26 protein-coding genes and 1 riboswitch are annotated in these 26,680 nt (G+C 49.3%); of the genes, 8 read left to right on the top strand and 18 right to left on the bottom strand.

Translation table 11 applies throughout. From position 1 onward, the window contains the following. Window positions 1-43 precede the first annotated feature (43 nt). A complete protein-coding gene (locus QNH46_RS07000) occupies window positions 44-517 on the bottom strand; it encodes a SprT family protein (RefSeq protein ID WP_283927475.1) in 474 nt (157 codons plus the stop codon). 128 nt (window positions 518-645) lie between these two features. Here QNH46_RS07000 and QNH46_RS06995 point away from each other — a divergent pair, with 128 nt between their 5' ends. Continuing rightward, the gene (locus QNH46_RS06995; RefSeq protein ID WP_213589196.1) at window positions 646-996 is read left to right on the top strand and encodes a hydrolase/acyltransferase; all 351 of its coding nucleotides are present in this window, start codon (window positions 646-648) and stop codon (window positions 994-996) included. A gap of 76 nt (window positions 997-1,072) precedes the next feature. Continuing rightward, window positions 1,073-1,210: a cortex morphogenetic protein CmpA gene (gene cmpA, locus QNH46_RS06990; protein ID WP_283927474.1), complete on the top strand. Its 138-nt coding sequence runs from the start codon at window positions 1,073-1,075 to the stop codon at window positions 1,208-1,210. Between the two features lie 158 nt (window positions 1,211-1,368). On the opposite strand, the gene QNH46_RS06985 is transcribed toward cmpA, so the two are convergent. The 3 genes from QNH46_RS06985 to QNH46_RS06975 all read right to left on the bottom strand — a co-directional run bounded on the left by QNH46_RS06985 (window position 1,369) and on the right by QNH46_RS06975 (window position 4,031). Beyond that, window positions 1,369-2,004 carry an XTP/dITP diphosphatase gene (locus QNH46_RS06985; RefSeq protein WP_283927473.1) on the bottom strand — a complete coding sequence of 212 codons (636 nt, stop codon included), beginning with the start codon at window positions 2,002-2,004 and terminating at the stop codon, window positions 1,369-1,371. After that, a complete protein-coding gene (gene rph / locus QNH46_RS06980) occupies window positions 2,001-2,759 on the bottom strand; it encodes a ribonuclease PH (protein ID WP_283927472.1) in 759 nt (252 codons plus the stop codon). Before rph ends, QNH46_RS06985 begins: the two co-directional genes overlap by 4 nt. Window positions 2,760-2,969: 210 nt before the next feature. Then, on the bottom strand, window positions 2,970-4,031 hold the full coding sequence (locus QNH46_RS06975; RefSeq protein ID WP_283927471.1) for a GerMN domain-containing protein: 1,062 nt from the start codon (window positions 4,029-4,031) through the stop codon (window positions 2,970-2,972). 159 nt (window positions 4,032-4,190) lie between these two features. Between QNH46_RS06975 and QNH46_RS06970 the strand changes: the two genes are divergently transcribed. Beyond that, a complete protein-coding gene (locus QNH46_RS06970; protein ID WP_430691889.1) occupies window positions 4,191-4,757 on the top strand; it encodes a phosphatidylglycerophosphatase A family protein in 567 nt (188 codons plus the stop codon). Between the two features lie 75 nt (window positions 4,758-4,832). On the opposite strand, the gene QNH46_RS06965 is transcribed toward QNH46_RS06970, so the two are convergent. The 3 genes from QNH46_RS06965 to QNH46_RS06955 all read right to left on the bottom strand — a co-directional run bounded on the left by QNH46_RS06965 (window position 4,833) and on the right by QNH46_RS06955 (window position 8,033). Further along, a complete protein-coding gene (locus QNH46_RS06965; protein ID WP_283927469.1) occupies window positions 4,833-5,843 on the bottom strand; it encodes an MBL fold metallo-hydrolase in 1,011 nt (336 codons plus the stop codon). Next, a complete protein-coding gene (locus tag QNH46_RS06960) occupies window positions 5,840-6,583 on the bottom strand; it encodes a class I SAM-dependent methyltransferase (RefSeq protein ID WP_283927468.1) in 744 nt (247 codons plus the stop codon). The genes QNH46_RS06965 and QNH46_RS06960 overlap by 4 nt, the downstream gene beginning before the upstream one ends. A gap of 193 nt (window positions 6,584-6,776) precedes the next feature. Then, entirely contained in the window at window positions 6,777-8,033 is a 1,257-nt protein-coding gene (locus tag QNH46_RS06955; protein ID WP_283927467.1) for a peptidylprolyl isomerase, read from the bottom strand. A gap of 260 nt (window positions 8,034-8,293) precedes the next feature. On the opposite strand from QNH46_RS06955, the gene QNH46_RS06950 reads away from it, so the two are divergent. Continuing rightward, on the top strand, window positions 8,294-9,649 hold the full coding sequence (locus QNH46_RS06950; RefSeq protein WP_283927466.1) for a dipeptidase: 1,356 nt from the start codon (window positions 8,294-8,296) through the stop codon (window positions 9,647-9,649). Between the two features lie 327 nt (window positions 9,650-9,976). Here the strand turns inward: QNH46_RS06950 and thiC are convergent, their stop codons facing one another. The 4 genes from thiC to QNH46_RS06930 all read right to left on the bottom strand — a co-directional run bounded on the left by thiC (window position 9,977) and on the right by QNH46_RS06930 (window position 15,302). Then, the gene (gene thiC / locus QNH46_RS06945) at window positions 9,977-11,758 is read right to left on the bottom strand and encodes a phosphomethylpyrimidine synthase ThiC (RefSeq protein WP_283927465.1); all 1,782 of its coding nucleotides are present in this window, start codon (window positions 11,756-11,758) and stop codon (window positions 9,977-9,979) included. Between the two features lie 94 nt (window positions 11,759-11,852). Beyond that, window positions 11,853-11,964: riboswitch (TPP riboswitch) on the bottom strand. 152 nt (window positions 11,965-12,116) lie between these two features. Next, window positions 12,117-12,341 (bottom strand): helix-turn-helix domain-containing protein, encoded by a 225-nt coding sequence (locus QNH46_RS06940; protein WP_009225122.1) that lies wholly within the window; start codon window positions 12,339-12,341, stop codon window positions 12,117-12,119. Between the two features lie 132 nt (window positions 12,342-12,473). Beyond that, window positions 12,474-13,964, bottom strand: coding sequence for a glycerol kinase GlpK (gene glpK, locus QNH46_RS06935; protein WP_283927464.1), 1,491 nt, complete (start codon window positions 13,962-13,964; stop codon window positions 12,474-12,476). Between the two features lie 873 nt (window positions 13,965-14,837). After that, window positions 14,838-15,302: a MarR family winged helix-turn-helix transcriptional regulator gene (locus QNH46_RS06930; protein WP_283927463.1), complete on the bottom strand. Its 465-nt coding sequence runs from the start codon at window positions 15,300-15,302 to the stop codon at window positions 14,838-14,840. A gap of 249 nt (window positions 15,303-15,551) precedes the next feature. Here QNH46_RS06930 and QNH46_RS06925 point away from each other — a divergent pair, with 249 nt between their 5' ends. Genes QNH46_RS06925 through nagA form a run of 3 tightly spaced genes read left to right on the top strand, consistent with a single transcriptional unit; the run spans window position 15,552 to window position 18,332 of the window. Then, on the top strand, window positions 15,552-16,415 hold the full coding sequence (locus QNH46_RS06925; RefSeq protein WP_283928370.1) for a MurR/RpiR family transcriptional regulator: 864 nt from the start codon (window positions 15,552-15,554) through the stop codon (window positions 16,413-16,415). A 1-nt stretch (window position 16,416) separates the two neighbouring features. After that, window positions 16,417-17,145 (top strand): glucosamine-6-phosphate deaminase, encoded by a 729-nt coding sequence (gene nagB, locus QNH46_RS06920; protein WP_155609497.1) that lies wholly within the window; start codon window positions 16,417-16,419, stop codon window positions 17,143-17,145. Window positions 17,146-17,147: 2 nt separating this feature from the next. Beyond that, a complete protein-coding gene (gene nagA, locus QNH46_RS06915; protein ID WP_283927462.1) occupies window positions 17,148-18,332 on the top strand; it encodes an N-acetylglucosamine-6-phosphate deacetylase in 1,185 nt (394 codons plus the stop codon). 90 nt (window positions 18,333-18,422) lie between these two features. On the opposite strand, the gene QNH46_RS06910 is transcribed toward nagA, so the two are convergent. After that, a complete protein-coding gene (locus tag QNH46_RS06910; RefSeq protein WP_283927461.1) occupies window positions 18,423-19,676 on the bottom strand; it encodes a YhcN/YlaJ family sporulation lipoprotein in 1,254 nt (417 codons plus the stop codon). Window positions 19,677-19,821: 145 nt separating this feature from the next. Between QNH46_RS06910 and QNH46_RS06905 the strand changes: the two genes are divergently transcribed. After that, complete coding sequence (locus QNH46_RS06905) at window positions 19,822-20,898, top strand: glycosyltransferase (protein WP_283927460.1); 1,077 nt, start codon at window positions 19,822-19,824, stop codon at window positions 20,896-20,898. Between the two features lie 25 nt (window positions 20,899-20,923). Here the strand turns inward: QNH46_RS06905 and QNH46_RS06900 are convergent, their stop codons facing one another. The 6 genes from QNH46_RS06900 to QNH46_RS06875 all read right to left on the bottom strand — a co-directional run bounded on the left by QNH46_RS06900 (window position 20,924) and on the right by QNH46_RS06875 (window position 26,589). After that, window positions 20,924-21,985 (bottom strand): glycosyltransferase family 2 protein, encoded by a 1,062-nt coding sequence (locus QNH46_RS06900; protein ID WP_283927459.1) that lies wholly within the window; start codon window positions 21,983-21,985, stop codon window positions 20,924-20,926. Window positions 21,986-22,002: 17 nt separating this feature from the next. Then, the gene (locus QNH46_RS06895; RefSeq protein WP_283927458.1) at window positions 22,003-22,992 is read right to left on the bottom strand and encodes a polysaccharide biosynthesis protein; all 990 of its coding nucleotides are present in this window, start codon (window positions 22,990-22,992) and stop codon (window positions 22,003-22,005) included. Window positions 22,993-23,036: 44 nt separating this feature from the next. Beyond that, complete coding sequence (locus QNH46_RS06890) at window positions 23,037-23,726, bottom strand: glycosyltransferase (RefSeq protein ID WP_283927457.1); 690 nt, start codon at window positions 23,724-23,726, stop codon at window positions 23,037-23,039. 37 nt (window positions 23,727-23,763) lie between these two features. Beyond that, entirely contained in the window at window positions 23,764-25,059 is a 1,296-nt protein-coding gene (locus QNH46_RS06885) for a nucleotide sugar dehydrogenase (RefSeq protein WP_283927456.1), read from the bottom strand. Between the two features lie 93 nt (window positions 25,060-25,152). Next, window positions 25,153-26,085 (bottom strand): glycosyltransferase, encoded by a 933-nt coding sequence (locus tag QNH46_RS06880; protein ID WP_283927455.1) that lies wholly within the window; start codon window positions 26,083-26,085, stop codon window positions 25,153-25,155. 96 nt (window positions 26,086-26,181) lie between these two features. After that, the gene (locus QNH46_RS06875) at window positions 26,182-26,589 is read right to left on the bottom strand and encodes a hypothetical protein (RefSeq protein ID WP_155609506.1); all 408 of its coding nucleotides are present in this window, start codon (window positions 26,587-26,589) and stop codon (window positions 26,182-26,184) included. Window positions 26,590-26,680: the final 91 nt, after the last annotated feature.

The following is a 26,680-nucleotide window of genomic DNA, read 5'->3' as shown; positions in this document are numbered from 1 at the left end:
GTAGTATATCACATTTCAGCTCGGCTGCTTATTTCAATTTACTTCAATTCTGCTGCCCATAACTCGACAGCTGAAGGCTTCCCGAGCATTTACCGCAGCGGTATCGCCGAGGATCAACGCGGCGTTTGCGCAAATATTCCATACCGCAGCTTGTGCACTTGAGCATATACCGGTAAGGCAATGTTCTTCTGCCCTGCTCTCCAGGCAGCGATTGACAGTATCTGCTTCCCCCTACCCGACTTAATAACGCTTTGAATTCCGGGTCCCGGTGTCTGTAGCCTCCGCCCATAATATGCAAATGATAATGGCATAGCTCATGCTTAATGATTTTCTCCACTTCCTCTACCCCGTAAGCATCCAGCTGGGCCGGATTAATCTCGATATGGTGGGACTTCATGAAATATCTGCCGCCTGTCGATCTGAGCCTCCGGTTAAACCTGGCTTCATGGCGAAAAGGCAACCCAAAGCTGCGAAGCGAAATCTCCTCGACCCAGGCCTGTAGTTGTTCATCCGTCATGAAAATAACCCCCTTACTTGCCGCCATTCACATTCCTGGCCTTGATCAAACACGGTTTGTACTTGAATTCTAACTTCCTGTTAAGCTACACTGTCAAGTAGCAATAATTGAAAAGGAGACTGTAAAAAATGTCCTTAATGAGATATGTCATTTTGCAGCAGGGTAGCGATTTGCGTTTTGTGGAAATGCCTGCGGATTACGCTTACCAGCTAAGCGCCCTCAATTTGCGCCTGAACAAAGAAATCGATAAGCTAACCGCGGCCCAGGTTCCATCTCTGCCGCAAGCGATTGCCGAATGCGACCAGCTTGATCTGCTGCAGGAATCGCTGCAAATTACAAGCGGCTTAGCCTACATCAATGAGCTTGAAGCTGCATTCTCCGCAATACAAGAAGAGAATTATCCCTTGATCTCTTTGCTTACGGAAATTCGCGCGCTGCAGGCCCAGCTAGAGCAATGGTACGAGGAAGAGGGCCAATAGAGTTCATGGACCTGCACACTTCACGGCTTCTCCCCATATGCTAACGTACATAGGGAAAAGTCGGGAGGAGATTGTATTGCCCAATTGGCTCAGCAACCAGATGATGCGCGCCTTTCATAAAAAAGACCGGCGTCAAATTCGCCTGCTTAACGACTGTTGGTTTTTTTATTATAGCCGCCGTAAAAATAACAATGAAAACAACCAGCTTCAGTAGCATACCGGCCACAACCGTGTCATGCTAAAAACCCCTTTAAGTTAGCATTCAGCCCGTCCTTAAGGAAATGAACAGGCTCGTATACGGTCACTTAAAGGGGGTATAGCAACTTCATGACGTAATCAATTTCTCAGAAGTCTCCGCACTGCCGGGGCTTCTTATTTATTTATGTCCTCCATTTGCTGGGCCAGCTGGCGCAATGCCGCACCGCGATGGCTGATCGCCTGCTTCTCCGAGACGGTTAGCTCGGCAAGGGTCTTCTCGTACTCCGGCAGATAAAACAGCGGGTCATATCCGAATCCGCCTTCTCCGGCCGGCTCTGATGTAATCCAGCCCTCCACCGTTCCAGAAGCCTCTGTAAACTCCCCCGTCGCCGGATTATACAGGGCAAGATGACACACGAACCGGGCTGTGCTAAGCAGCGGCTGCTCCGTATCTTCCCCTAGCCGCATGTGCTCCAATTCGCTCAGAAGCTTGGCATTGTTGTCCTCATCCGAAGCCCCTTCCCCAGCATAGCGAGCCGAATAAACGCCAGGCGCGCCTTCCAGCTTGTCCACGCATAACCCCGAATCATCGGCCAGCACAGTCTGGCCAAGGAAATCGCCCACTTCCTTTGCCTTCTTGCGTGCGTTCTCCGCAAACGTCTTGCCGTCCTCGACCACTTCCGGAACCTCGGAATAGTCGTACATGCTCTTCACGGGCTTGCCCAAAAAGGCAAGCGCATGGGCAAATTCCCTCACTTTTCCCTGATTCCGGGTGGCTACAATAATAACTGATTCCTGGCTATTGTTCATACATCCGCCCCCGATTGCTTGCTGCCAATCTTCATGGCGATAGGTCCGAGCGCTTCACGCTGAATTTGAATCATTTCGCGAATGCCTTTCTCTGCAAGCTCGAGCATTTTATTCAGTTCTTCCCGGGAAAATGGATTCTCTTCGCCGGTCCCCTGCACTTCGACGAACTGGCCTTGCCCCGTCATAACTACATTCATATCCACCTTGGCCTTGGAGTCCTCGTCGTAGTTAAGATCCAGCAGCGTCTCCTGGCCGACGATACCGACGCTGACGGAAGCCAGATAATCGGTGATGGGGAATACAGGCAAAGCGTGCTTCTGCACGATCTTGTTCACTGCCAGTGCCAGAGCAACGAATGCACCAGTAATCGACGTGGTACGTGTTCCTCCATCGGCTTGCAGCACATCGCAGTCAATGGTGATCGACCGCTCGCCAAGGGCTTGCAAATCAACGACGGAACGCAGAGCCCTGCCGATCAAACGCTGGATTTCCATCGTCCGACCGCTTTGCTTGCCGCGTGCCGATTCGCGCTGGTTACGGGAGTGGGTTGCCCGGGGAAGCATAGCGTATTCTGCAGTTACCCAACCTTTGCCCTGGCCTTTCATGAACATCGGCACCTTCTCTTCGACGGTAGCCGTGCATATTACCTTCGTGTCTCCAACCTCGATGTATACGGATCCTTCTGCATACTTGTTAATATTTACTGTTAAGTTCAATGGCCGCCGCTCGTTTGCTTCACGCCCGTTTATTCTCATCGTAACCCGCCTCCTACGTTTCATGCTGTCTTTACGCTTTCCCTATTCTACCAAAGTGTAAGCATAAAATCACCATTCCATTCCTTCCTCGCGATATATCTGTATTCCCCCTTCGCAGAACGGGTGCTCCATAAGCCTAAATGCCTGTATAACAGAATTGGACTTGCCGCAGCAAGCCCAATAAGCCATCGAAGCATCGTCATTACAGCATCACAGAGGGATTTCGTTAATGGTTTCCGGCCTGGAAACCGGCTCGCTGTATTTCTGGTTATCAATCCCAATGACATCTTTTTCGCCATTCAGCCAGATCCGCACCTGTTCTTCCTGTGTATTCTCCGTTACGGTAAGAACAAGCGACTGCAGCATTTGGGCGGGAACTCTCTCCCCGGGCTCAAACATATCGTCACTGATTGCTACGGTAATGATCCCATCCTGAGATACGTCAATACTGTCGACGCTAGTATTATCGGTTACGACCCGCTCCAGTCCTTCGCCCTGGGTCGGGCCTTTAATCAGCTCATGCAGCGCCGATTGAACCCGGTCGGTGGTGCTTGAGACAAAACGGGTAACCGGTACAAAATACTGCACTCCCTCCGGTGTCGCAGCCGAGAAATACACAGTGACCGGACTGCTCAGCGAAAGGCTTGTGCCGCTGCTGATTTCCAAGTTGATGCCTAAAGCACGCGTCAATGGACGATCCAGAGGCGTGCCATCCACAGGCATTTCATTCAGTTTGGCTCCGTCAACCCAGAGCTGAACCTGCTGAACGTCCGGATTCTCCGTTAACGTCCAGGCAAGAGCCTCCATAATCTTGCGCTCATCACGGGCATCGTAATTTGTGAATGGCTCCGTGAATTCAACGATTGCCAGCTGCTGATCCTTCTGCAGCGTAACGGCCTCGACTTCCGTACCTTCCGGCAGCACACCAGTAAATCCTACCGGAATATGCTTGGCGTAAGGACCGTCCTTCACCAAGCTCTCCAGTGCCCTTGTCAACTGCGTGCTGCTGTCTTCATCAGGCAGCCGCAGGGCTACCGGAGCAAGCAAACCGTGCTCGTTCTCCAGATAGACGGTGGACATTAAACCGTCCGTACTCAGGCTTGTCTGATCTTGCGCTTCAAGATTCCTCAGCATCTCGTATTCAACATCTGCAGGCGGAGGATCGATTTGACCCGACGATTTTGCGGCAAAAGGATTACAGGCTGTCAGCAATAACGGAAGCGCGAGCATTCCCGCTACGGCAGTATTGCGTAATGAGCGGTTCCAATTCATGACCAGGGTCCTCCCTAACATTTTTCTAAGGTTTGTATTACTATATATACGAGCCCCTTCTTGAAAAATAACTAATTTTTCCCGGAAGTGGACACACTGCATCTTAGCCGAGTCAGACGATTCAAGCACATGAACATCGTATAAGAGGGGTAGAGGTGAATGGGGATGAACCAACCAAAAGCGAAGGTGCCTTATACTTTGAACAGTAAAAAGGTAGCTGATGCCACCATGGAGTGGCTGCATAAACGCGGGGTGACACTCGACGAAATTGCCGAGCTGGTTATGCTGCTGCAGCAGAAGTATTACCCAAACCTGACTATGGAGGAGTGCATCCACAACGTGGAGCAGGTTCTCAGCAAGAGAGAGGTCCAAAATGCCGTGCTGACAGGCATTCAACTGGATATTTTGGCAGAGCAAGGGCTTCTGATTCCAGAGCTGCAGGATATGATCGCCAATGACGAAGGTTTGTACGGCGTCGATGAAATTTTAGCATTCTCCATCGTTAACGTTTACGGAAGCATCGGTTTTACGAACTATGGCTATGTGGACAAGCTTAAACCCGGCGTCTTGGAGCGGCTGAACGATAAAAGCCTAGGCCCCTGCAACACGTTTCTTGACGATATCGTTGGAGCCATTGCCGCTTCAGCGAGCAGCCGGATCGCCCACCGAAAACAGGCGGAGCGCGAGAAGGAACTGGGCGAGGAAACGATCGATTCGGACCGCTAAATCTTACTTGCCCAGAAAATAAAGAACAAGCTGCGTGAATGCGCGGCTTGTTCTTATTTTAGTAATCATATGCCTCTAACGAGCTCTATAAGATTCCTGCAATGCCCTGAATTGAAGCTCCCCGTTTCCGCCCGTCTCTTCCAAGGCCGTACGGCCTTGGCGGACAAGCTCAATCAAATGAGCCAGAGTCTCCGACATCGCAAACCGCATTTGATGGATGCCCAGCTTGGTTCCAAATACGGCGCTGCACACCTCGAAGCCTGTCATTGGCTTCTCCAGCAGCAGCTGTTCCATTCGCTCCAACCGCTGCTCATGATGCTGGATTAACAAACGAATCCGCTCATTGAAATAATCAAACGGACTGCGGTGTCCTGGAAAAGCCATACTGACTTCGTAAGCACCCAGCCGCTTCAAGCTATCCATAAAGGACTGCAGCGGATCCGGCTCGCTGCCGGGCACTAAGCTGATGTTGGGAGATATTTGCGGCAGTACGGCATCGCCGCAGATCATGATTTTGCTGCTCTGATTATAATACGACATATGACCGGGAGCATGACCGCCGGTAACGATAGGCTCCCAGTTTCTCCCTCCCATGGCGATTGGGCTGCCTTCCGTTACAAAAGTAACTTCGGGGAAAGGCGTCACTTGAGCCATAAAGCTGTGCAAATGCGACGGCAGCTGGCTCAACCACTCTTCAGGCATGCCATGCTGCCGAAACAGGGCGGGCAGCGCCTCATTGACCGTACTTTTCGCTCCCCACATTCGCTCGGCCTCTTCATACGACCGTGCGGACATGTACACCGGAGCATGGGTCAATTGCTGCAAATACCCGGCCAGTCCGAAATGATCGGGGTGATGATGGGTGAGGACAATCGCTGCAATATCGGCTGGCTGAAGCCCAAGCTCCCTCAAGACTTCTTTCCATTCCTGCTCCGTCGCATCCGTTCGCGGCCCTGGATCTATAATAGTGACTCCCTCTGGACCGCGAAGCAGATAACTGTTCACCTGTCGCAGCGGCGGAGCCATGGAAATCGGAATTTGAATCACACCAGCTTCGGCCCACTCCTGAAATCGCCCGGCCGTCATAAGGATCTACCGACCAAGATCATGCGGGGGGACGTTTCCGGCTCATAGGGAATATCGCCGTAGCCCCCATAAACATGCTCCAATTGCAGGCCGCTGTTATTCAACATTTCGGTAAAATCCGCCCGATTATACAGTTTGATCCGTTCCAAATACTGTCTCGGTTCATCCGTCGTCCCCGAGTCCATATTCCGGATCGTTATATGTTTCTTCACATATCCGTTCTGGATGCTGCGCTCTTCTGTAATGTGCTGTCCTTCATCCACCCGCTCGGAGCGAGGCACCAGATGCTCCACCGTATATGCCGGATTTAGGAAATCAATAATAAATTGTCCGCCCGGCTTCAATACTCTGCGAATTTCCTTTAATACCTTAATATGCTCCGTATCCTCCTCAAAGTAGCCAAAGGAAGAGAAAAGGTTGACAACCGCGTCAAAACCGCTCTCAAGCGGCAATTGGCGCATATCGCCCTTTAGCCAGGTAACGCGGCCATTAGGATCATTTTTCCGCGCCTCCCGCAGCAGCACGTCCGATAAATCTACTCCCGTAACCTCGTAACCCGCTTCAACCAACGCCATGGAGTGTCGTCCCATGCCGCAGCAAAGATCGAGCACCTTTGCCCCTGCAGGCAAATCCAGCCAAGAAATCATCGTATGTACTTCGCGTTTCGCTCCTTGCACGTCGCGATGTTTATAGACAAGTAAATAATCTTCACCAAAGCTGCGTTCATACCACTCCGCCATCAGAACTACTCCTCTCCTATCTATACAGAAAAACCATCTATTCATAAGGTTATACATAAAACCCGCAACTTGCAATCGAAATTGACATCTGCAGCAAGGCTCCTCGCCATCAGGCCGAAAATGCAGCAATAGCCAGCATCCCTGTTTAGGAGACGCCGGCTATCCTTGAGTCTAATTCTTCTTTACTCAAAAATTAGCTTGCGGAATTATCGCTGTTCGCTGTATCCGCATCCGTCAGTTTATTAGTGATCTTCGCTTGGCTCTCTAGTTCATTATACCAATCCCCGAACAGTTCCTGAACTTGCTGCGCTACCAAGCCCTTGCGAATCTCTTCTTTATTTTCTTCAAACGTACCCTCTTTGGCTTCCTTGCGGTCGGTCAATTTAATGACTTTGTATCCCTCGTCAGTCTTAACGGCGCCGCTGATTTCATCCTGCTGCAGCTTAAATGCGGCCTCCTCGACGGCAGGCTCCACTTGCCCCCGTTCAAAGAATCCTGTATCCCCGCCCGAATCCTTGGTGAAGGTATCCAGCGACTTGTCCTTAGCAAGCTCGGCAAAATCCTTGCCGTCCTTCAACTGCTGAATGACCTCGTTAGCCTCATCTTCGGTCTCTACCAATATAATAGAAGCCCGAACCTGCTCAGGAGTGCTGAAGGACTCTTTATACGTTTCGAAGGTTTGCTTTACTTCGTCTTCTGTCACGTTCGTTTTATCCTCAAGCAGCTTGGTAATCATGACATTCATTTCGGAGTCCTGCTTCAAATCGTCCATCGTCATGCCATACTGCTGAAGCATTTGCTCCAGCATTTCAAGGCTGCCGAAGGATTTTATATAGTTATCGATTTCCGCGTTGATATCTTCTTCCGTCACTACGATATTCTTTTTCTTGGCCTCCTGCGTGATCAGAGTCTTCATAACCATAGCATTCAGCGCTTGCTTGGCTTGCTCTCCGCCGCCAGCCTTCACAAGTTCATTATACAGTTCATCCTGCGTAATTTTAGTACCGTTAACCGTAGCCACAACATCCTTCTTGTTATTCAGCAGTGGAAATACCAATGCAATCACCAGCCCAGCGGCTAGAATCAGAGAGATGATCGGCCACGCTTTGGACGAACTGGAAGATGGGGGTGGCGTAAATCCTGCCCCTGTATTGGCTTGTCCGTCAAAAAAATAATCCGGCTTGGCGGCAGCCTGTGTTGGCTCAATCGCCTCGATCGCTTGAACAGCTTCCGGTTCCGTGAAGTCCACCTCAGCTTCTGCTTCCGTACTACCTTCAGCAGCAGCTTCAGCCTCCTTGCTGTCATCTGCATTTACGCCTTCTTCGGTTCCAGCCCCTGTATCCGATCCCGTTACTGCCTCTTCAGCTGTTCCCGGTTCAGCGGAATCGCTTCCTTGCTCTTGTTCTGCCCCCTCTACTGATTCCAGTTCCTTCTTATCTTTATCATCCATTTACGCAATAACTCCCTTCAATCTACTAACAACCCAAGCTCTCAGAATTGAGCTCTCTTTAAAGAGAGTACCAGAATTAGTGATATTGTACATTAAAGAAAAATAAAATTAACGAGATTATTAATAAAATCTGTCAAATTCACATGACAAATGATCCGCACGGTTAGAATAACTGTACCTGTCTCTTTGTATTCGTGTTAGCGGGCAAAACGTAGTAAACTAAAGGAGTCACAAAAAAGTCCGGGAGGATATGATCAACGATGAGCTATGAATCCTATTTTCAACAACACAGGGAACAGCATTTAGACGAACTTAAGCAATTGCTAACGATACCAAGCATTTCCGCCCTATCCGAGCATAAGCCGGATATAGCCAGGGCAGCAGAGTGGATTTCCAGCTCACTATCGAGCGCAGGACTGGAGAATGTGGAAATCATCCCAACCAAGGGACACCCGATTATTTACGCAGACCATCTGCATGCTCCAGGGAAACCAACCGTGCTCGTTTACGGGCACTATGACGTTCAACCGGTAGATCCGCTCCACTTATGGGAGACCCCTCCGTTCGAGCCAACGATCCGGGACGGCAAGCTGTATGCCCGCGGAGCAACGGATGATAAAGGCCAGCTGTTTCTGCATATCAAAGCCGTGGAGGCTATATTAAAGGAAGAGAAGCAGCTTCCGGTCAACATTAAGTTTTGCATTGAAGGCGAGGAGGAAATCGCCAGCCCTAACCTTCCGCCGTACTTGGATGAGCATAAGGAAAAGCTAGCGGCCGATGTCGTACTCATCTCCGATACGGCTCTGCTGGAGCCGGGCAAACCAGCGATCTGCATTGGGCTTCGCGGCCTTTGCTCCCTGGAAGTTACGGTGCACACCGCAAATACGGATCTGCACTCGGGAACCTTCGGAGGCGGCGTGCCGAATGCGCTGCATGCCATCGTTTCCTTGCTGGCCACGCTCCATGACGACAAGGGAAAAGTAGCCGTGGAGGGCTTCTATCAAGGAGTACCGGAGCTGACCCCTGCCATGCGCGAGGAATTCGCCAAGCAGCAATTCAACGAGGACAAATTAAAAGCCGACCTGGGCCTGGACACGCTCTATGGCGAGGAAGGCTATAGCTTCGTGGAACGGACCGGTGCCCGTCCAACGCTGGAATTGAATGGGGTATACGGCGGATTCCAGGGCGAAGGCTCCAAAACCGTCATTCCAAAGGAAGCTCACGCCAAAATTACGTGCCGCTTAGTCGGCAATCAGGATCCTCAGGATATTCTGGATAAAATCGAGGCGCACCTCAAGCAGCACGTACAGCCTGGCGCCAAGTTGAACATCGTCCAAGTCGAGAAAGCCCGGGCGTTCACTATCAATCCAGCGAATCCGATGCTGCAGAAAGCCGCGGACGCATACGAACGCGTATACGGCACCCGCGCCCTGTTTACGCACGACGGCGGTTCCATCCCGATTGTCGAAACATTATCGCGCGTCCTGAATGCCCCGGCCGTCATGATGGGCTTTGGGCTTCCCGACGAGAATCTCCATGCTCCCAACGAGCACTTCAATCTGGAGAATTTCGATAAAGGGCTGCAAACGATTGTAGACTATCTGAAATCGCTCTAGCACAGGTGACCATAAAACCATCCAGCCCCCTCCATATGGAGGGGGCTGGATGGTTTTATGGCTATAATAAGTTGAACTTTCTAGTTCAATTTATTATAAATGGATTTATAGCAGTTCATTTCTGCAGTAAGGAAGGAAAGAAGGATTTAAATGGATTTCATGTCGTTAGAAGTAAGGGAATTGTCAACCATGGCTGAATTCTTGGCTTTAGGTGCGTAAAATCCATTTAATCCTCTAAACCATTCACTTAGAGTGCAATTAGATACATGAATTCCATTTAGTGCACGACATCCTACATACCTAAGCTTGATAAATCAGGAAACATTTTTAACGATAAATGACATTTCCCGCTTCCTTGAACTGCCGTGATTTTTCCTCAAGGCCTTTGGCGATAGCCTCCTCTTCTTCAATTCCATGCTGCTTGGCATAATCGCGGATGTCCTGAGTGATTCGCATGCTGCAAAATTTAGGGCCGCACATGGAACAGAAGTGAGCGGTCTTGGCTCCTTCCGCGGGCAGAGTTTCATCATGATACTCCAGAGCTCTCTCAGGATCGAGCGAGAGGTTGAACTGGTCCCGCCAGCGGAATTCGAACCGGGCCTTGGATAACGCGTTATCTCTTTCTTGGGCCCCAGGATGTCCCTTCGCTAGATCAGCTGCATGTGCAGCTATTTTATAAGCAATGACTCCCTCGCGAACATCGTCTTTATTAGGGAGGCCGAGGTGTTCCTTAGGCGTCACATAACACAGCATAGCCGTCCCGAACCAACCGATCATAGCCGCTCCTATCGCTGAAGTAATGTGATCGTAGCCTGGAGCAATATCCGTAGTTAACGGACCCAGCGTATAGAAAGGAGCCTCCTGGCATATCTCCATTTGTTTGTCTACATTTTCTTTAATTAAGTGCATCGGTACGTGACCTGGCCCTTCGATCATCACCTGAACGTCATGTTTCCAAGCAATTTGGGTCAGTTCGCCGAGCGTCTCGAGCTCAGCGAACTGAGCTTCGTCGTTAGCATCCGCAATCGAACCCGGCCGCAGGCCGTCGCCAAGCGAAAAGGCGATGTCATAGCTTTTCATGATTTCACAGATTTCTTCAAAATGGGTATAAAGAAAGTTTTCTTGATGATGAGCAAGGCACCAGGCTGCCATGATGGATCCGCCGCGAGACACAATGCCTGTGACACGCTTAGCCGTTAACGGAATATACCGCAGGAGCACTCCGGCATGGATCGTAAAATAGTCGACGCCCTGCTCCGCCTGCTCGATCAATGTATCGCGGTAGACTTCCCAGCTCAATGCCTCGGCCTTCCCGCCTACCTTCTCCAATGCCTGGTAGAGCGGGACTGTGCCTACAGGCACCGGTGAATTGCGGATGATCCACTCCCGCGTCGTGTGAATGTTTTTCCCCGTGGAAAGATCCATAATCGTGTCAGCGCCCCAACGGGTCGCCCATCTCATCTTCTCCACTTCCTCCTCAATGGAGGAGGCGACGGCCGAGTTGCCGATGTTTGCATTGATTTTGACCAGAAAATGACGGCCGATAATCATCGGTTCGCTTTCAGGATGATTGATGTTGGAGGGAATAATCGCTCTGCCTTCGGCGACTTCCCTGCGTACGAATTCCGGAGTCACGTTCTCCCGGATTGAAATGTATTCCATTTCGGGCGTGATGATACCCTTTCTTGCGTAATGCATCTGCGTCACATTGCGGCCGGCTTTAGCTCTTAAAGGCTTACGGCGCAGGCCGGGGAATGTCTCCGTCTGATCAAGCTGCTTTTCTGTTTGGTATCCATCATCCTCAGGTCTTATGCTCCTGCCTTCATAAACCTCCACATCCCCCCGCTCCAGAATCCAATTTTTGCGGTTCGCTGGAAGCCCTGTCCTAATATCCGCATGATAGTTAGCGTCGGTGTAAGGACCGCTGCAATCATATACCCGAACGGGTTCATTCTCTTCTTCCGATTCTCCGCGAACGGTCGGCGCAAGTGCGATCTCTCTCATGGGCACCTGTATATCCGGCCGTGAACCTTGAAGATACACCTTGCGGCTGCCCGGAAAAGCTAGGAACTCAGGGTTTACTGTGTTGTTGCTGGTTTCGCTTGCCATTTCTATTCCTCCTTAGAATGAATGGGTTCAAGCGGAGCTGCTGCTGCCAAGTGCAACACAAAAAGACCGCAACGAAAGAAGCGGTCTCTGTATACACAAAGGCTCGAACGTTTCCTCCGCTGGCATTACCCAGATCAGGTATTACGGTCGACAGCGCATTAGCTATCCTCTCAGCCTGGTTGGCCCAAGCTCCCGTTTATTCAATTCACCAATATATAATATATGGAAAATAAGGAATTATCAACCCTAAAATACAATTCCTATTTCAGCCTCAAGCAACAAAAAACCTCCTAGTTCCTTTCCTCTCCGGACAAGGAATTAGAAGGCTTACGATTTTTGACGTGTTTTGCCCAAACCGTCAGATTTTCAGCTCCCCAAGCTTAATCAGCTCGACAACCGCCTGCGCACGACCTTTTACGTTCAATTTCTGCATGACATTAGAAATATGATTTCGTACGGTCTTCTCGCTAATGAATAGTTGCCCCGCAATGTCGCGCGTCGTTTTATCCTGCACGAGGAGTTCAAAAACTTCCCGCTCACGATGAGTCAACAGAAATTTGCTGTTACGATCGCTGCTTTTCAAAATGCGTCACCCCTCCTTGCTCGGGTTTTGTGGTGTAACAAGGTTAAGGGATACAGTCAAAACATATTATGAAATACAGCGAGTAAGCGTGCGATACAAAGCAAAAATGGGCTGCTTTTGGCAGCCCATTCCTTATTTGAAGGCCGTAGCGGCATAAACGGCTTTTTTCCAGCCATTGTAGAGCGATTCCCGCTCATTTTCTGGCATTGTCGGTTCAAATCGCCGTTCCAGGCTCCAGATGCGGCGAATTTCTTCAAGATCCCGCCAATATCCTACGGCAAGCCCAGCCAGATAAGCTGCGCCTAGCGCGGTCGTCTCGCGCACAGCCGGACGTTCCACCGGAACATCGAGAATATCGCTCTGGAATGCCATCAGGAACGTATTCGACACCGCTCCCCCGTCCACCCGCATCGTATTCACCTTGTAGCCGCAATCCTTCTCCATCGCCACTAGAATGTCCTTGGTCTGATAAGCCAAGGATTCAAGGGTTGCGCGGATAAAATGCTCCTTACTCGTTCCCCGAGTGAGGCCGAATACAGCGCCTCGAACGTCGCTGTCCCAATACGGGCTGCCTAAGCCGACAAAGGCCGGCACGACGTATACCCCCTCCGTGGACTGGACGCGTTCGGCATACCTTTCGCTGTCCTTCGACTCCCTAAACATCCGCAAACCGTCTCTTAGCCATTGTATGGCTGAACCGGAGACGAAGATACTTCCCTCAAGCGCATATTCAACCTTGCCGCCGATCCCCCAGGCAATCGATGTAATGAGGCCATGGCCCGACGAGACTGGCTGATCGCCCGTATTCATCAGCATGAAGCAGCCTGTGCCGTACGTCGTTTTTACCATGCCCCGCTCGAAGCAATTTTGTCCGAATAAAGCGGCCTGCTGGTCGCCCGCAGCTCCCGCAATCGGCACCTCATGTCCGAAGAAATGGTAAGGCGCCGTCCGTCCGTAAACCTCAGAGGATGAGCGTACTTCGGGAAGCATGACTTTCGGAACTTGAAGCAGCTCCAGAAGTTCGTCATCCCAGCATAGCTCATGAATGTTATACATCAAGGTCCTCGAAGCGTTAGAGTAGTCGGTCACATGCACCTGGCCGCCGGTCAGCTTCCAAATGAGCCAGGAATCGATCGTACCGAAGAGCAGCTCTCCCTTTTCTGCACGCTCCCTTGCTCCCTCGACATGATCCAGAATCCACTTCACTTTCGTCCCTGAGAAGTAGGGATCGATCAGCAGTCCCGTCTTTTGCTGGAATACTGGATTATGGCCCGCCGCCATCAGCTCCTCGCAAATATCCGCTGTCTGCCGGGATTGCCATACAACAGCATTGTAGATATGATTTCCGGTCTCCTTCTCCCAAATGATCGTTGTTTCCCTCTGGTTCGTGATACCGATTCCAGCCACCTGCCCCGGCTTAACCCCTGACTCCGACAAGCAGGAAGCGATCACCGCGAGAGTGGAACCCCAAATTTCATTGGGATTATGCTCCACCCACCCTGGCTTTGGAAAATATTGCGGAAATTCACGCTGCGCCAAGTGCACGATCTCCCCTTGCTTGTTAAACAGAATCGCCCGCGTACTTGTAGTTCCCTGGTCAAGAGCAAGTATATATTGTTCCATAAACATCCTCCGCTCCTTGGTCTTTGCTCAATTTTGCTATTACCTGAGCCCAACATGCTCTCCCTTTCAAGTTCCAGCATCGTTTAAAATTACAGAATTCCAAAACATTAAAGATTTAAAATTCGGAAATATTAACCTTATTCTACCTCGTTAGCGGATTGCGTTACAAATGAAAAAACACCCCCGAGCCAGCAAAGTTCTGACGTGATGGTTTGTCCAAGGATAACCCGCACTAAGCATCAGCTAGCACGCCAAAACCTGAATTACCTAAGCTCAACAATGTAATTTCAAGGGGACTAAGTAACATCAGTTGCTCTAAGTATGATCAGACCAGCAGCAACTCCAAGCACTCGAATTACCTTAAATGACAAATGCAGCCTAAGGCAGCCTGACTAACAAGTTTCCATTACCTTCAAAAGTATGCGCAAAATAGCACCAAGCGACCGGGAAGCTAACGGACATCAAAGCACTTATTCCTACTTTTTTGCTGATTTTGACGAGCTTACGGACACAGAAGCTCTTATTTATCAAAAATACGCATGTCGTATACCTATTTTAGGTAAATAGCGGAACTACGGTCCCTTAGCACTGCGTTTAGCAACTTTTTGCCTGTATAGCGGAACTACGGTCCGTTGGCGCTGCATTATGGCAGCCTCTCCAACTTAGTGGAACCCGCTCCTCCACACTTTCAGCTAAACCCAAAAAAAGCACCCTCAAAGGTGCTTAGTCGCTCTGACCGCATACAAGAACTCCAAACTTAAATTCGAAATTTTTCCCGATGGCATCGGCAAATGCGGGCAAACCCACACAAATGTACAAGCAACGAGCCGGGCTGGGAACAGCCATCCAGTCACCTGGATCTTTCCGATTCCCCTATGCTTCACCAGCTTCTCTCTCTTTAAGGCGTAAACGCCCCACCTCATCAAACTTATTTATAACGCGTTCCAGCACTTCTTTCTCATTCTCATCCAGGCAAGCGAAATAATTAGCCAGCACTTCCCTGGATTTCTTCCGCGCCTTCTCATACACTTCCTTGCCATGCTCCGTAACGGATAACAGCACGGCACGGCGATCCTGCTCATCATGCCTGCGCTCGACGTAGCCGTTCTGAACGAGGCGGTCAAGCATAACCGTGATCGCGCTCGGCTTCACGACCAGTGCCTCCGCCAAATAAGTGACATTGCAGCTTCGCTCCTTCGCTATGAGCGACAGCATATGGAACTGCGGCCCCGTTAACGGCAGATCGCGGTGCTGCATGATTTCGTTTTGCAGCTTCTTGACGACCACCGAAAACTTCGATTGGAGCCGGTCTATATAGTGATCGAGATTCGGATCCACGCTATTCCTCCTCATCGGAAATAATACGGATAAAACCGGTAAGCTTGAGCAAATATTAGTGTATTATGCGTTTCTTAAAAATACAAGGAATTCGTTTCAAAAGTGTCACTTGGGTGTAATAAAACACCTTGCATTATAAAGTGGAATATTTTATTATGTACTAAAATAGTTTTCACGTTACTTGCTAATTTCACGAAAATTATTTTCTTATCTATTGTGTATCTGCTACAGGAAAGAAGGTGAACTTACATTCTTACTCCTATTCTGCATGCGTTGTCTACACAACTGAACAGCTTGCCGCCCCAAGAAAGACGACTGGCAGAACACATTCTTAACGCCCCTAGTTCCGTCATCCATATGGGAATTACTGATCTCGCTGAGGAGTGCGGAATCAGTCCATCCACAGTGACAAGATTTTGCAAGTCGTTTCATTTCAAAGGGTTTCCCGATTTCAAAATGAAGCTGGCTTTTGAACTCGCTCACAAGCCTTCAGAAAGCCACTACCAGGACATTATTGCGGGCAATGATCTGCACAGGATCGTCCAGGCCATGGAGGCGAATCATCTTGCTTCGATTACGGACACGACGCGTCTATTGAATATCAGCCAGCTCCAGAAAGCGGTAGAGGTACTTTGCCGCGCTAAACGAATCGATCTTTACGGGGTGGCTACGTCCTCCGTCATTGCGCAGGATTTCTACCAGAAGCTTATTCGGATCGGCAAAAATTGTACTGCGTTTGCGGATTCCCACATGCAAATCACTTCGGCATCCAGCTTAAGCGAGGGCGATGCGGCATTGGCAATCTCCTATTCTGGAGAAACGCCGGAGACGATAGATGCGCTGCGCTGTGCCAAAGACAGCGGTGCGATCACCCTCTCGTTAACCCAATACGGGAGCAGCACCCTGGCATCCCTGGCTGACATATCGCTGTTCTCTTCTTCGCTGGAGGAAGGAATGCGCCGGGGAGACATGGCCTCAAGAATTGCCCAACTGCATGTCATTGATATTCTATTTACGGGAATGGTAAGTCTGGAGTTTACGGAATATACGCCCAAACTGAAAAATTCATACCAGAACGTTCAAATTTATCGCAAAAGTACAGGAGGCGAATAATATGTTTAATATCATTAAAGTAAACAATGAACAGCAATTCAATGAGACCGGAGCAGGAATTATTGCAAGCCTGCTGCAAACGAACCCACGTGCTGCGTTAGGACTGGCTACTGGCGGGACTCCTGTCGGAGTATACCAGCATCTGATTGAGCTTCACAAGCAAGGGCTGGTCAGCTTCAAGGAAGTCCGCAGCTACAACCTGGATGAGTATATCGGCCTTGCGGAGGATCACTCAGAAAGCTACCGCAGATTCATGAACGAGAAATTGTTCAATCATGTAGACATCGATTTGAACAATACGCATGTGCCATCAGGCGTATCCGGTGATGGGCATAAAGCCGCAGAGGAGTATACACAGCTTCTAGAGCAAGCAGGACAAATCGATTTGCAGCTTCTTGGCCTTGGCCACAACGGTCATATCGGCTTCAACGAGCCCGCAGACGAATTGAAGGCTGCGACACATGTTGTCGAGTTGGACGAGGTTACCCGCAAAGCTAATGCGCGTTACTTCAACTCCATCGACGAAGTGCCAACTCATGCCATTACGATGGGTATCGGCTCCATTCTTAAGGCGAAGCAAATCCTGCTGATGGCTAAAGGAGCAGATAAGGCTGAAATCGTGGCTAAAGCACTTAAAGGCCCTGTAACAACGCAATGCCCTGCCTCCCTCCTGCAGCTTCATCCAAATGTCGTTGTCATCGTCGACCAAGATGCCGGGAGGCTGCTATAACTATGACTGCCGCGAACCGGAGTTTTCAAATCACTCACGCCGAAGTCGTTACTCCAAAAGGAATCATACATGACGGCGCGGTGGTCGTAGAGGAAGGCTTAATTGCATACGTGGGCTCAACATCAGGAATGCCTTCGGATTCTCCGGCTTCGGCATCCACGGTTGATGCTGAAGGAAGCTACGTGTTGCCAGGTTTTATCGATATTCATGTTCACGGAGGCATGCTGGAGGATTTCTCCATTCCCAGCCAGGAAGCCTTCGACGCGATTACGAAGCTGCACTGCAGCCAAGGCACGACATCTATGCTTGCTACGACGATGACGATGCCGCAAGCCGTGATAGATGAAGTGCTTGAGAAAGTAAACGAGTATATGTCAAAAGACATGCCTTACGCTCAATTGGCAGGCGTTCATTTAGAAGGCCCCTTTATCAGCCCAAAATGGCCCGGCGCCCAGAATCCTTCGCATATCGTGCCCCCAAACCGTTCCTGGGTGGAGGCGTGGAACAATAAATACCCTGGCCTAATCAAACAGGTAACCTTTGCCCCCGAAAGAGAAGGAGCACTGGAGCTGACCCGATACCTTCGCAAAGAGGGCATCGTCGCAGCGGCGGGCCATACTGATGCCACTTACGAAGAGATTATGGCGGCCGTTCAGGTGGGGCTGCATCATGCCGTCCATACCTTCAATGCGATGACTCCGCTTCATCACCGGAAACCGGGTACGGCCGGTGCGGTCCTGAGCACTCCCGGGATCAGTGCGGAAATTATCGCCGACGGCATTCACGTGCACCATGCAGCCATCCGTCTTCTGGCTCAGGTGAAGAACGACAACAATTTGATTTTGATCACCGATGCCATGTCTGCGGCAGGGCTTGGGGACGGCGAATACATGCTTGGTGACCTTCCTGTTGTCGTTAAGGACAATGTATGTACCCTTAAAGACAGTGATAATACGCTTGCGGGCAGCACCTTGACTATGATTCGCGGCTTCCGCCATCTGGTCCGGGAAGTCGGCCTTTCGATCGAAAAAGCCTCGGAAGCGGCCAGTTTAAACCCCGCCAAACTGATCCGAATCGACCATTTTACCGGTTCGATCGAGACGGGGAAACAAGCTGATTTACTGCTGGTCGACGCAAATTTGAATTTGCAGGATACATGGGTCAAAGGGCGGAAATTTGAAGTATAATCATAAAAAACAATCAAAAGCAGCAGCCAAGGATTTGAATGGTATTCATCCTTTGAGCTGCTGCTTTTTTGTCACAGCACTAGATGCTTCTTATCGGGTTACTCCACCCGAGAAGCCTGTACCGCTGCCGGTTCCTGTGCCGGTAGTACCGGACATGCCCGTGCCTGTACCCGTCGTTCCAGTGCCAGTTGTTCCGGTACCCGTATTTCTGTATCCGCTCGGACCTGTCATCGTACCAGCACGTCCTGGAAAGATTCGATTAACCATATGCTCGAAATCTCTTACATGCCCCTGCAAAGTACCACCGGTGCGATGCTGTGTCGCGTAGTTGCTAACGTGGGTCATGAACTCCGGATTACCGGATACGTGCACATTGCGAATATGGGGAGCCGTTTTCTTGACAACGCTGGAAATATGGTCCTTAACGCTTTGTGGCACGTTATCAACCACCGTCCCAGTTCCCGTGCCAAGACCGCGAGTAGTTCCAACGCCATCCACCGTATTTCTGTTGCGCGTACTCTTCATTCCAATCATCCCATCAGTGCCGCCATTCATTCCGTTTACCCCTCTGTTCCCGCGGGTAGTCGTATCAAACAAACTTCCAGCTACACCAGAACGGCCCATTAGTCCTCCGCCAAGCCCATCATAGTTCCTTCCAGTACCAGCAGTCCCGTATCCCGTACCATATCCTGTTCCGTACCCGGTTCCAGTCCCTGCTCCAACACCTGTCCCAGTTCCCGTACCTGTGCCATAACCCGTCGAACCTAATCCCATGCCAGTACCTGGGCCGTATCCTATTGTACCGTTTCCAAGGCCAGTCCCCGTTCTCGTTCCATAACCGTAACCAGTTCCCGTACCAAATCCAGCCGTTCCGTTAGGGAAAGTACCTGGAGTTCTTCCAAGACCTGTTGTACCCGTACCTGTACTTCTCATGCCATAATTGCCCATGCCTTGATTTCCATATCTTGTAGTGCCTTGATTAACTCCACTGGCTCTTGTACCGGTACCTTGATGGCCTTGTCCATGAAGGGTTACCGCAACATAAGCATCACGATCGGTAACCACAACATGGGCCGATTGAACCTCACGCATCTGCGCTACTTTGTTGCTCAAAGCTGGGCTGTACTTCAACGAGTTGATACGCTCGCTTTGACCGTTGCCAAGACTCCGCGTGAAATTCCGATCGCCTGTTCTCAGGGAATTCACGTCGTAATTTCCGTTGTTGCGGACGCTTTGAGATCGCATGTTCGTATTATCGGTTCTAGTCCCGCAGCCCGTTAATCCGACCATTCCGGCAATAAGCGTTGCCGACAAAGACAAGCTAACAACTTTGGCTATTCGCATTTAGTCATCCCCCGTTTTTAAAGTGATGGATAATGAACATCCGTTAGGATGCTCCGGGGAAAGTCGCTGCATACAGGTAAACATACCCTCACCCTTATTTTTTCGGCGCGTACTATATGATATACATTTTTCGAGGTGACCCATCATGAAGGTTCTGTTTACGTTTTATGTTCCCAGCGGAGGCGTGGAAACGTTAAATCGCCTACGATGCGAAGCGCTGCGTGAAGTGGCTATCAAGGGACATCTTCTATACACAAGCACAGGTTCTGGTCTGCAGAACATTTCGGACATCCCAACTTTTATCTCCCCAACAGACCCTGAATTATTTAAACTGCTTCAGATGTTTCAATACGATGCCATTATTGCCACTTCTGATTACCTTATGCCGCAAAGAATCCGCAACCTTAATTATACCGGCCCCATATTGTTCGAAGCACAAGGGTTCGGAACAATGACAGCAGCCAAAAATACGCTAAACGAAGGGGCATCCATTCTCCAGGCTAACTGCCAAGGAGTGCTTATGCCCCCCACACCGCATCTTCTTCAATTAATTGACGAGTTTTGCCCTTCCCTTTCAAAATTTACTTTTCCTAACCCGCTTGATACCGTTAAATTCTGCTACCAGCCTGGAAATGTTCCTTTAAAGCCTGTTATTGCATGGATTGGACGTCTCGAAATGAATAAAAACTGGGGCTTATTCCTGGAAATCGCCAAATCTCTGTCTAAGCTTAAACACAACTTAGAGTTCTGGGTATTTTTAGACGATATGCTCAGCCCAAAGGAAACACTTCAATTATTTTGGCAGAAGGTGCACTCTTATGGCTTACACGACCATATAAAAGTTCATAAGAATGCTCCACATTCCGCAATGCCGGGTTATTTATCTCAGGTGGGGGACTCTGGCGGCTTTCTCCTCTCCACCTCCGTACTTGAAGGATTCGGCTATGCGGTTGCAGAAGCGATCGCGTGCCGTTGTCCCGTGCTCAGCACGGATTCGGAAGGAGTGCGTTTTTTTATTCGGCATAACGAAACCGGCAAATTTTTTGACCGTGACAATGAAGATGACGCGTTGCAGCAGGCACTAGAGCTCATGGAAAATTTACATCTTCGCGAGCATATCCGGAACCGGGGAGCCGAATATGTATTGAACTTCATGTCACCGCAGCAGTATGCCGCAGACTTTCGAAACATGCTGCTAAATTTAAAAGCGAAGCAGGGCTGATCCCGCTTCGCTTTTCTGTTATTGCCTAAGCTTCAGGCCGAAGTAGATTATTGAATTTAGATCGGTTGGCTAGGAGCTGCGGATCCTGCGGCAAATACCGGAGCGCTTGTTCATTATGCCAATCGGCCTTCTCCAGGTTCCCTAGTTTTGCATAACAAATACAAAGCCTGCAGTGGGGAAGCCAGGTGCGAAAGCTGCGATTCTCCATAAACCCAAGTACTAATTCCTCTGCAGTTTGGAGAGCCTGACGATACCAGTAAATCGCTGTTTCCCATTGTCCTCGTTCTTCAAAGCATCCACCGATCGCACAGCAAACTTCGCTCTGCGGCGTATCGTATTGAAAGGAACGAAGGAGTGTTTCCAGCTTTTTCTCCTTCAACCCCAGTTTTTCGCAGCAGTCCGCCAATTTGATGCATGCGAGTACACAGTCGCTCAGGGCATTTCCAGGCTGCAGCAGGAAACGATTCAATTGAACCGCTGCTTCTTCCAATCGGCTTATATCTGCCAGCTCGCTGCCGTAGTGCAACAAAAGCCGCCCTTCCAGCCGGCCGCCGGAAGCAATCCATTGTTCAATAATCCGTAAATTGCGTTCTGCATGCGAGCCCTGCCTGCGGTGGGCTACGGCGACATTGGCAAAACAGACCTCCGCTCCTGCAACGTCGATATATTCATGGACTATTCCGACCCATTTCAACTTTTTGTCCCTTCGGACAAGGCGATGCCTGCGGGATAAGACGAGAGGAATTCCCGCAGAATCAAAGGACAAACAGTAATCCATCATTACGACTTCTCTTTTTGGGGACAAACTCTCCTTAAGCTTCTTCAATTTCTCTTGATCTTCTGGCAATAAAATGTCGTCCGCATCCAGCCACATAATATACTCCTGGGTTGCCTGCTCGAACGAGTAATTTCTTGCAGCAGAGAAATCATCGCACCAAGAAAAATCATAAATTTTTGAAGTATACTTTTGAGCAATCTCTTTGGTTCTGTCTCGTGAGCCGGTGTCCACAATAATAATTTCATCAACAATGCCGCATACTGAATCCAAGCATTCGGGCAGAAATTTTTCTTCATCTTTGACGATCATGCATAAGCTTATCGAAATCAGGACAGAAAGCCCCCTTCCCGGAGAAGGTCGACGATTTCCTGGTTGGTAATGAGACTGTCATTCGAATGATACTCATCAAAACCTACCCGTGGAAGATGATTGTATTGTTTGAACAGTGGGGCAGAAGGATTGGACGGAAGGATTACGAAGTATTGCTCGTTATATTTGTATGTGTACGGCGATTCATAACGGGAGACCAGTACTTCATGCAGCTTTTCCCCGGGCCTCATCCCGATTTCCCGCAAGGGAACGGTATGGCCTAAATAATGCTCGGCTAGCGCATCTGCAATGTCAGTAATACGGCAGGCTTTCATCTTCATGACAAACATTTCGCCGCCGATGGCCGTTCTGGCAGCCTTGAGCAGCAATTCAATCGCCTCATTCAATGTCAGAAAAAATCGGGTCATCAGGCTATGGGTTAATGTAAGATCTCTGCCCGATTGCAATTGCTGAATGAACAGCGGTACGACACTGCCATTTGTCCCCAATACGTTGCCGCCGCGAATGCAAGTAAACCGGGTGTGCTCGCTTAAAAGGTTGGCATGAATCATCAGCTTCTCGCCAATCGCCTTTGTCATACCGTACGTATTGATCGGATCTACCGCTTTATCGGTGGATACGTCAATAACCTTGGCTACCTTCTGGGCAATGCTGGCCCGGATAATATTCTCCGTACCCATAACATTCGTCTTCAAAGCCTCTGCTGGCTGATGTTCGCATACTGGAACGTGCTTCAATGCTGCCAAGTGAAATACATAATCTGTCCCTTTGCACCCAGACTCAACGGCGTCATAATCACGAACATCACCGATAACGAATTTGAGCCGGGGGTCATTTCCGAACTCCCGCTGCATTTGGACTTGAGCATATTCATTACGGGAGAAAATCCGGATCTCTGCCGGATTCTCTCGGAGAAGTGTTCGAGTCAACGTCCTTCCCCACGATCCGGTGCCCCCGGTTACAAGAATAATTTTATCCTTAAACATTAAAGCACCTTCCTTTCTTTCGACCCGCCAGAGCTTACCTTCTTTTACAAACCGGACTTGTAATCCTTCAATACGGCCTTAATCTCCCCATCCTTCATCCGCTGCTCATCCGGTACCCTCTTAGGAGAAGTATTCGTAGAATGCACGACGTTGACCCAATTCCGCCCAGCAAGCTTCTCATGCGGGAATTTGATGACATGGCCATGATCTCTGACTGTATATCGCTCCCCCTTCAGATAATTTTGGACGTTGTAGATCAGTACATAAAATTGCGGGGATGCATAAAATTTCGGAGCCATTACGTTATGATCCCGATCCCAGTAGTAACCATGCTGATTAAGCAATGCCCAGGTCTCGGGCTGATGCTGATATTCATGCAATCTTTGAAAATAAGTCCGATGGAGCAGATCATCCGAGTCTGTTCTAGCAATATATAATTCATCCGCTCCTTGAATGTATTCAGAGACCGCCTGATCAATCTCTCCAACAGGAACGAAGCGAATATTATCCGGCAAATCAATTTGAAGATCGCGAAGCACTTCATATATCACGTCATGCGACCGTGGGTCATATTTCAGCATCGTGAGAAAATCCTGATTCGTTTGGTGCATTAGGCTATTCATCGTCAAATCCCGAAACAGCTTGATCCGATGCTCTACCCAGGGCCGGGTCAATCGATCTTTGCACATGCCCATGTTATTGAACCGAATATCGATAACCAGCCGCCTAATCAAACCAATTCCTCCTATTCATTAATTCATAAGTTATAGTCTACTCTTGCGCCCTATCTATCCGCCCTCCGCCAAGCACTATAACTTTGGCTTTACCGGCCAGACCTGCCGTAGCATTGCGTGTATCGAAGACAAGCCGCGAATACTCCAATACCTCCAGAAGCGGCAGCTCCCGGTGGTCAGTCGCAATAATGACGCAGTCTGCAAGACGAAACTCCGATTCGCTCGCCTGTGTTGATTGAAGCGCAACTCCCTCTATATCCAGCTCCTTAATATAAGGGTCGTAATACAGTACCTTGGCTCCTTCCCGGACAAGCAGTCGAATCAGCTCTATTGAACTGGAGCCCCGAACATCCGCTACATTCTTCTTGAAGGTTACCCCCAGCACTAATATTCTGCGCCCCTTCAATTCGTCATGGCCTATCGCTTCCTTTACTTTGGACAGGACGTAGGCCGGCATGCTTTCGTTGATGCGGGAAGATAGCTCTATAAATGAGCTGCTCCCTCCGATTTGCTGCGTTTTCCACTGCAAATAATGCGGATCTACAGGAATACAGTGTCCCCCGATACCTGGCCCTGGATAGAATGCTGTATATCCGAACGGCTTGGAAGAGGCTGCCTCCACGACTTCCCATACATTGATGTTCAACTTATCGCACAAGACAGCGAACTCATTGATGAAAGAGATGTTCACAAAGCGAAAGGTATTTTCAAGCAGCTTCGTCATTTCAGCCGTGTCTGTGGAGGACACTTTAATTACCTTGCTAAAAACAGTCTGATAGAGCTGTTCCGTCCGGTTGGCGCAATTTTCCGTTACACCGCTAACGATTTTAGGGATGCCTGTTAGCGGAAACTCTTCGTTGCCAGGATCCACCCTTTCCGGGGAAAAGCCGATAAAGAGATTCTTGCCCGTCGTAAGTCCGCTTTGCTCCAACAGGGGCAATAACACTTCCCTGGTTGTTCCAGGATAGGTCGAGCTCTCTAAGGTAACAAGCTGGCCGGGCTGCAAATGATCTTTCAGACTCTTAGCGGCATCGGTAAGAAAGGAAAGATCCGGCACATGCTCCTTGGTTAAGGGGGTAGGCACGCAAATAATAATGCATTCGGCAGATTTAATATTGCTAAAATCATTAGATACGGATAATCTGCCCTGCTGAACAGCATTTTCGATGACCTCGTCCGCAACATCGGCGATATAACTTTGGCCTCTTTTCAAACTCCGAATCTTATCCTGATCCAGATCTATCCCGATAACGCTATACTGCTTTTCGAGGAACGCTGCAGCCAAAGGCAATCCAACATAGCCAAGCCCGATAATGGCAATGGTTCGACTCAATTTCAGCCCTCCTTCTCTAATACTGCTAGAGTAATATATGAAGGAAGAATTGCATTAGCTTGGACTTCTGGCTTTAGTTACGAGACTAAATTTTCATCTGTTTTTCACTATATTCTGAATAATTGCAAGAAGTTTTTGCGCACGGACTGCCGTCGTATGCTTCTCATGAATAAATTCGTAACCTTGTCTCGTTATTTGCTCACGCAGGGCATCATTCTCCGGCCTTAAATAGAACTCTACCTTCTCTTCATAATCACGCTCTGAAATCGCAACGAAATGTTCTCCCGGCCTAAATCCCAAGTCTCTCAAATCCTCGTTCGGCGGAGCCATTAATAGCGTATAACTGGCCAGCACTTCGAAGTATTTGCGCAAAGAGTATTTATAAATAGAATCGCATGTCAGAAAGATTTTTGCCCGGTTGGCTTCTATGGCAAACTTTTGAGCGACCAGCACTTGTTGATCGGATTCGAAATTGACATACCCCGGGTGCTTATGAAAGACAAAGCCCGGCCTTCTCATATACGTATTCTTCATTAAATGACGCAGCGGATATATTCGCCGGTTGATGGCTCCCATGAGCAAAATATCAATATCCTTGGGCTGATTATAGTTTTGAAATACGGTAGGTTCGGCAAAATGGGGCAGCCAGTGTAATTTCCCCTCATATTCGGGATATCTTTTGCGGAAAGCGCTGCGGTAAATTGTAAAGATATTCTCCGGCCTGTTAGCCAGAAACTCCCTTCGCTTGTCAACATGTCCATGGAGGTCGTGCATAATCATTCCCCAAGGGATTTGCAGATCGAATACCCCTTCTACCGGAGGACAATGCGTCGAATGAAACATATCGTTCAACAGGATAAAATCAGGGGTAAACGGTATCCGTTGCAGAATCTCGTCCAGCCTGCCTCCCTCGTGGCAAAGCGCCAGATCAGCATGCTTCGCCAGCTCCAACTGCAAATAATGAAAATTCCTCTCTAAATACTGGCTGAAATCTTTCGTAATAAATAATATTTTAAGCCGCTCCATTAGCCTCATCCTTTCCGAGGCGGCATTCAAGATTTTTCAAGAAAAAGCTCGAAAGCCTGCCTGATTTAACTGACAAGCTTTCGTACAAGAACAGTATTAAGGGGTTGACGCCATGCCGACGAATGATTCGGGGCCGTTTCGAACCGATGTCGAGATGCCGGAAACGTAGCTGCTATATATGGTTTCCGGTGCAGCCGGCGCATTAATATCAGCAGCCACAAAGTTCGTCAGTTGGGTATCTGTAGATTCGCTGACCACATTTTCAATTCTATAGATGACATTCTGGGGAGCGTACGTCGCCCCGCGTACAATTTCAATCGTTACTACATCACCGATGTCCCCGAGAATTCCTATGGAACCATGCAGGATAACGATCGGATTAGGGACGTTTTGTGTTTGCAGCCCTATGATGCCAAATAGCTCCGGCGATGAGGACAGCGGAGTTCCAGGAAACCCCGGCCGATTTGAATTAACGGATGTTCTTGCATCCAAGAAAGTTCCCAAAACGAGTCACCTCCTGAAAATTTAAAAGTTACAATACTATATGCTCGTTCGTTCGACGTCGCTTGGACAGTTAACATAAGGCATATGCTTA

This window comes from Paenibacillus woosongensis (assembly GCF_030122845.1).
Taxonomy (GTDB): Bacteria; Bacillota; Bacilli; order Paenibacillales; family Paenibacillaceae; genus Fontibacillus; species Fontibacillus woosongensis_A.
The sequence above is the reverse complement of the archived record's forward strand: the minus strand, read 5'-3'. Positions and strand labels throughout refer to the sequence as shown.

Bases quoted from the DNA above. Each gene is read 5' to 3' on its own strand.
- QNH46_RS07000 (WP_283927475.1), bottom strand. From the start codon at position 517: ATGACGGATGAACAACTACAGGCCTGGGTCGAGGAGATTTCGCTTCGC.
- QNH46_RS06995 (WP_213589196.1), top strand. From the start codon at position 646: ATGTCCTTAATGAGATATGTCATTTTGCAGCAGGGTAGCGATTTGCGT.
- QNH46_RS06985 (WP_283927473.1), bottom strand. From the start codon at position 2,004: ATGAACAATAGCCAGGAATCAGTTATTATTGTAGCCACCCGGAATCAG.
- rph (WP_283927472.1), bottom strand. From the start codon at position 2,759: ATGAGAATAAACGGGCGTGAAGCAAACGAGCGGCGGCCATTGAACTTA.
- QNH46_RS06975 (WP_283927471.1), bottom strand. From the start codon at position 4,031: ATGAATTGGAACCGCTCATTACGCAATACTGCCGTAGCGGGAATGCTC.
- QNH46_RS06970 (WP_430691889.1), top strand. From the start codon at position 4,191: ATGGGGATGAACCAACCAAAAGCGAAGGTGCCTTATACTTTGAACAGT.
- QNH46_RS06965 (WP_283927469.1), bottom strand. From the start codon at position 5,843: ATGACGGCCGGGCGATTTCAGGAGTGGGCCGAAGCTGGTGTGATTCAA.
- QNH46_RS06960 (WP_283927468.1), bottom strand. From the start codon at position 6,583: ATGGCGGAGTGGTATGAACGCAGCTTTGGTGAAGATTATTTACTTGTC.
- QNH46_RS06955 (WP_283927467.1), bottom strand. From the start codon at position 8,033: ATGGATGATAAAGATAAGAAGGAACTGGAATCAGTAGAGGGGGCAGAA.
- QNH46_RS06950 (WP_283927466.1), top strand. From the start codon at position 8,294: ATGAGCTATGAATCCTATTTTCAACAACACAGGGAACAGCATTTAGAC.
- thiC (WP_283927465.1), bottom strand. From the start codon at position 11,758: ATGGCAAGCGAAACCAGCAACAACACAGTAAACCCTGAGTTCCTAGCT.
- glpK (WP_283927464.1), bottom strand. From the start codon at position 13,964: ATGGAACAATATATACTTGCTCTTGACCAGGGAACTACAAGTACGCGG.
- nagB (WP_155609497.1), top strand. From the start codon at position 16,417: ATGTTTAATATCATTAAAGTAAACAATGAACAGCAATTCAATGAGACC.
- nagA (WP_283927462.1), top strand. From the start codon at position 17,148: ATGACTGCCGCGAACCGGAGTTTTCAAATCACTCACGCCGAAGTCGTT.
- QNH46_RS06910 (WP_283927461.1), bottom strand. From the start codon at position 19,676: ATGCGAATAGCCAAAGTTGTTAGCTTGTCTTTGTCGGCAACGCTTATT.
- QNH46_RS06905 (WP_283927460.1), top strand. From the start codon at position 19,822: ATGAAGGTTCTGTTTACGTTTTATGTTCCCAGCGGAGGCGTGGAAACG.
- QNH46_RS06900 (WP_283927459.1), bottom strand. From the start codon at position 21,985: ATGATCGTCAAAGATGAAGAAAAATTTCTGCCCGAATGCTTGGATTCA.
- QNH46_RS06895 (WP_283927458.1), bottom strand. From the start codon at position 22,992: ATGTTTAAGGATAAAATTATTCTTGTAACCGGGGGCACCGGATCGTGG.
- QNH46_RS06880 (WP_283927455.1), bottom strand. From the start codon at position 26,085: ATGGAGCGGCTTAAAATATTATTTATTACGAAAGATTTCAGCCAGTAT.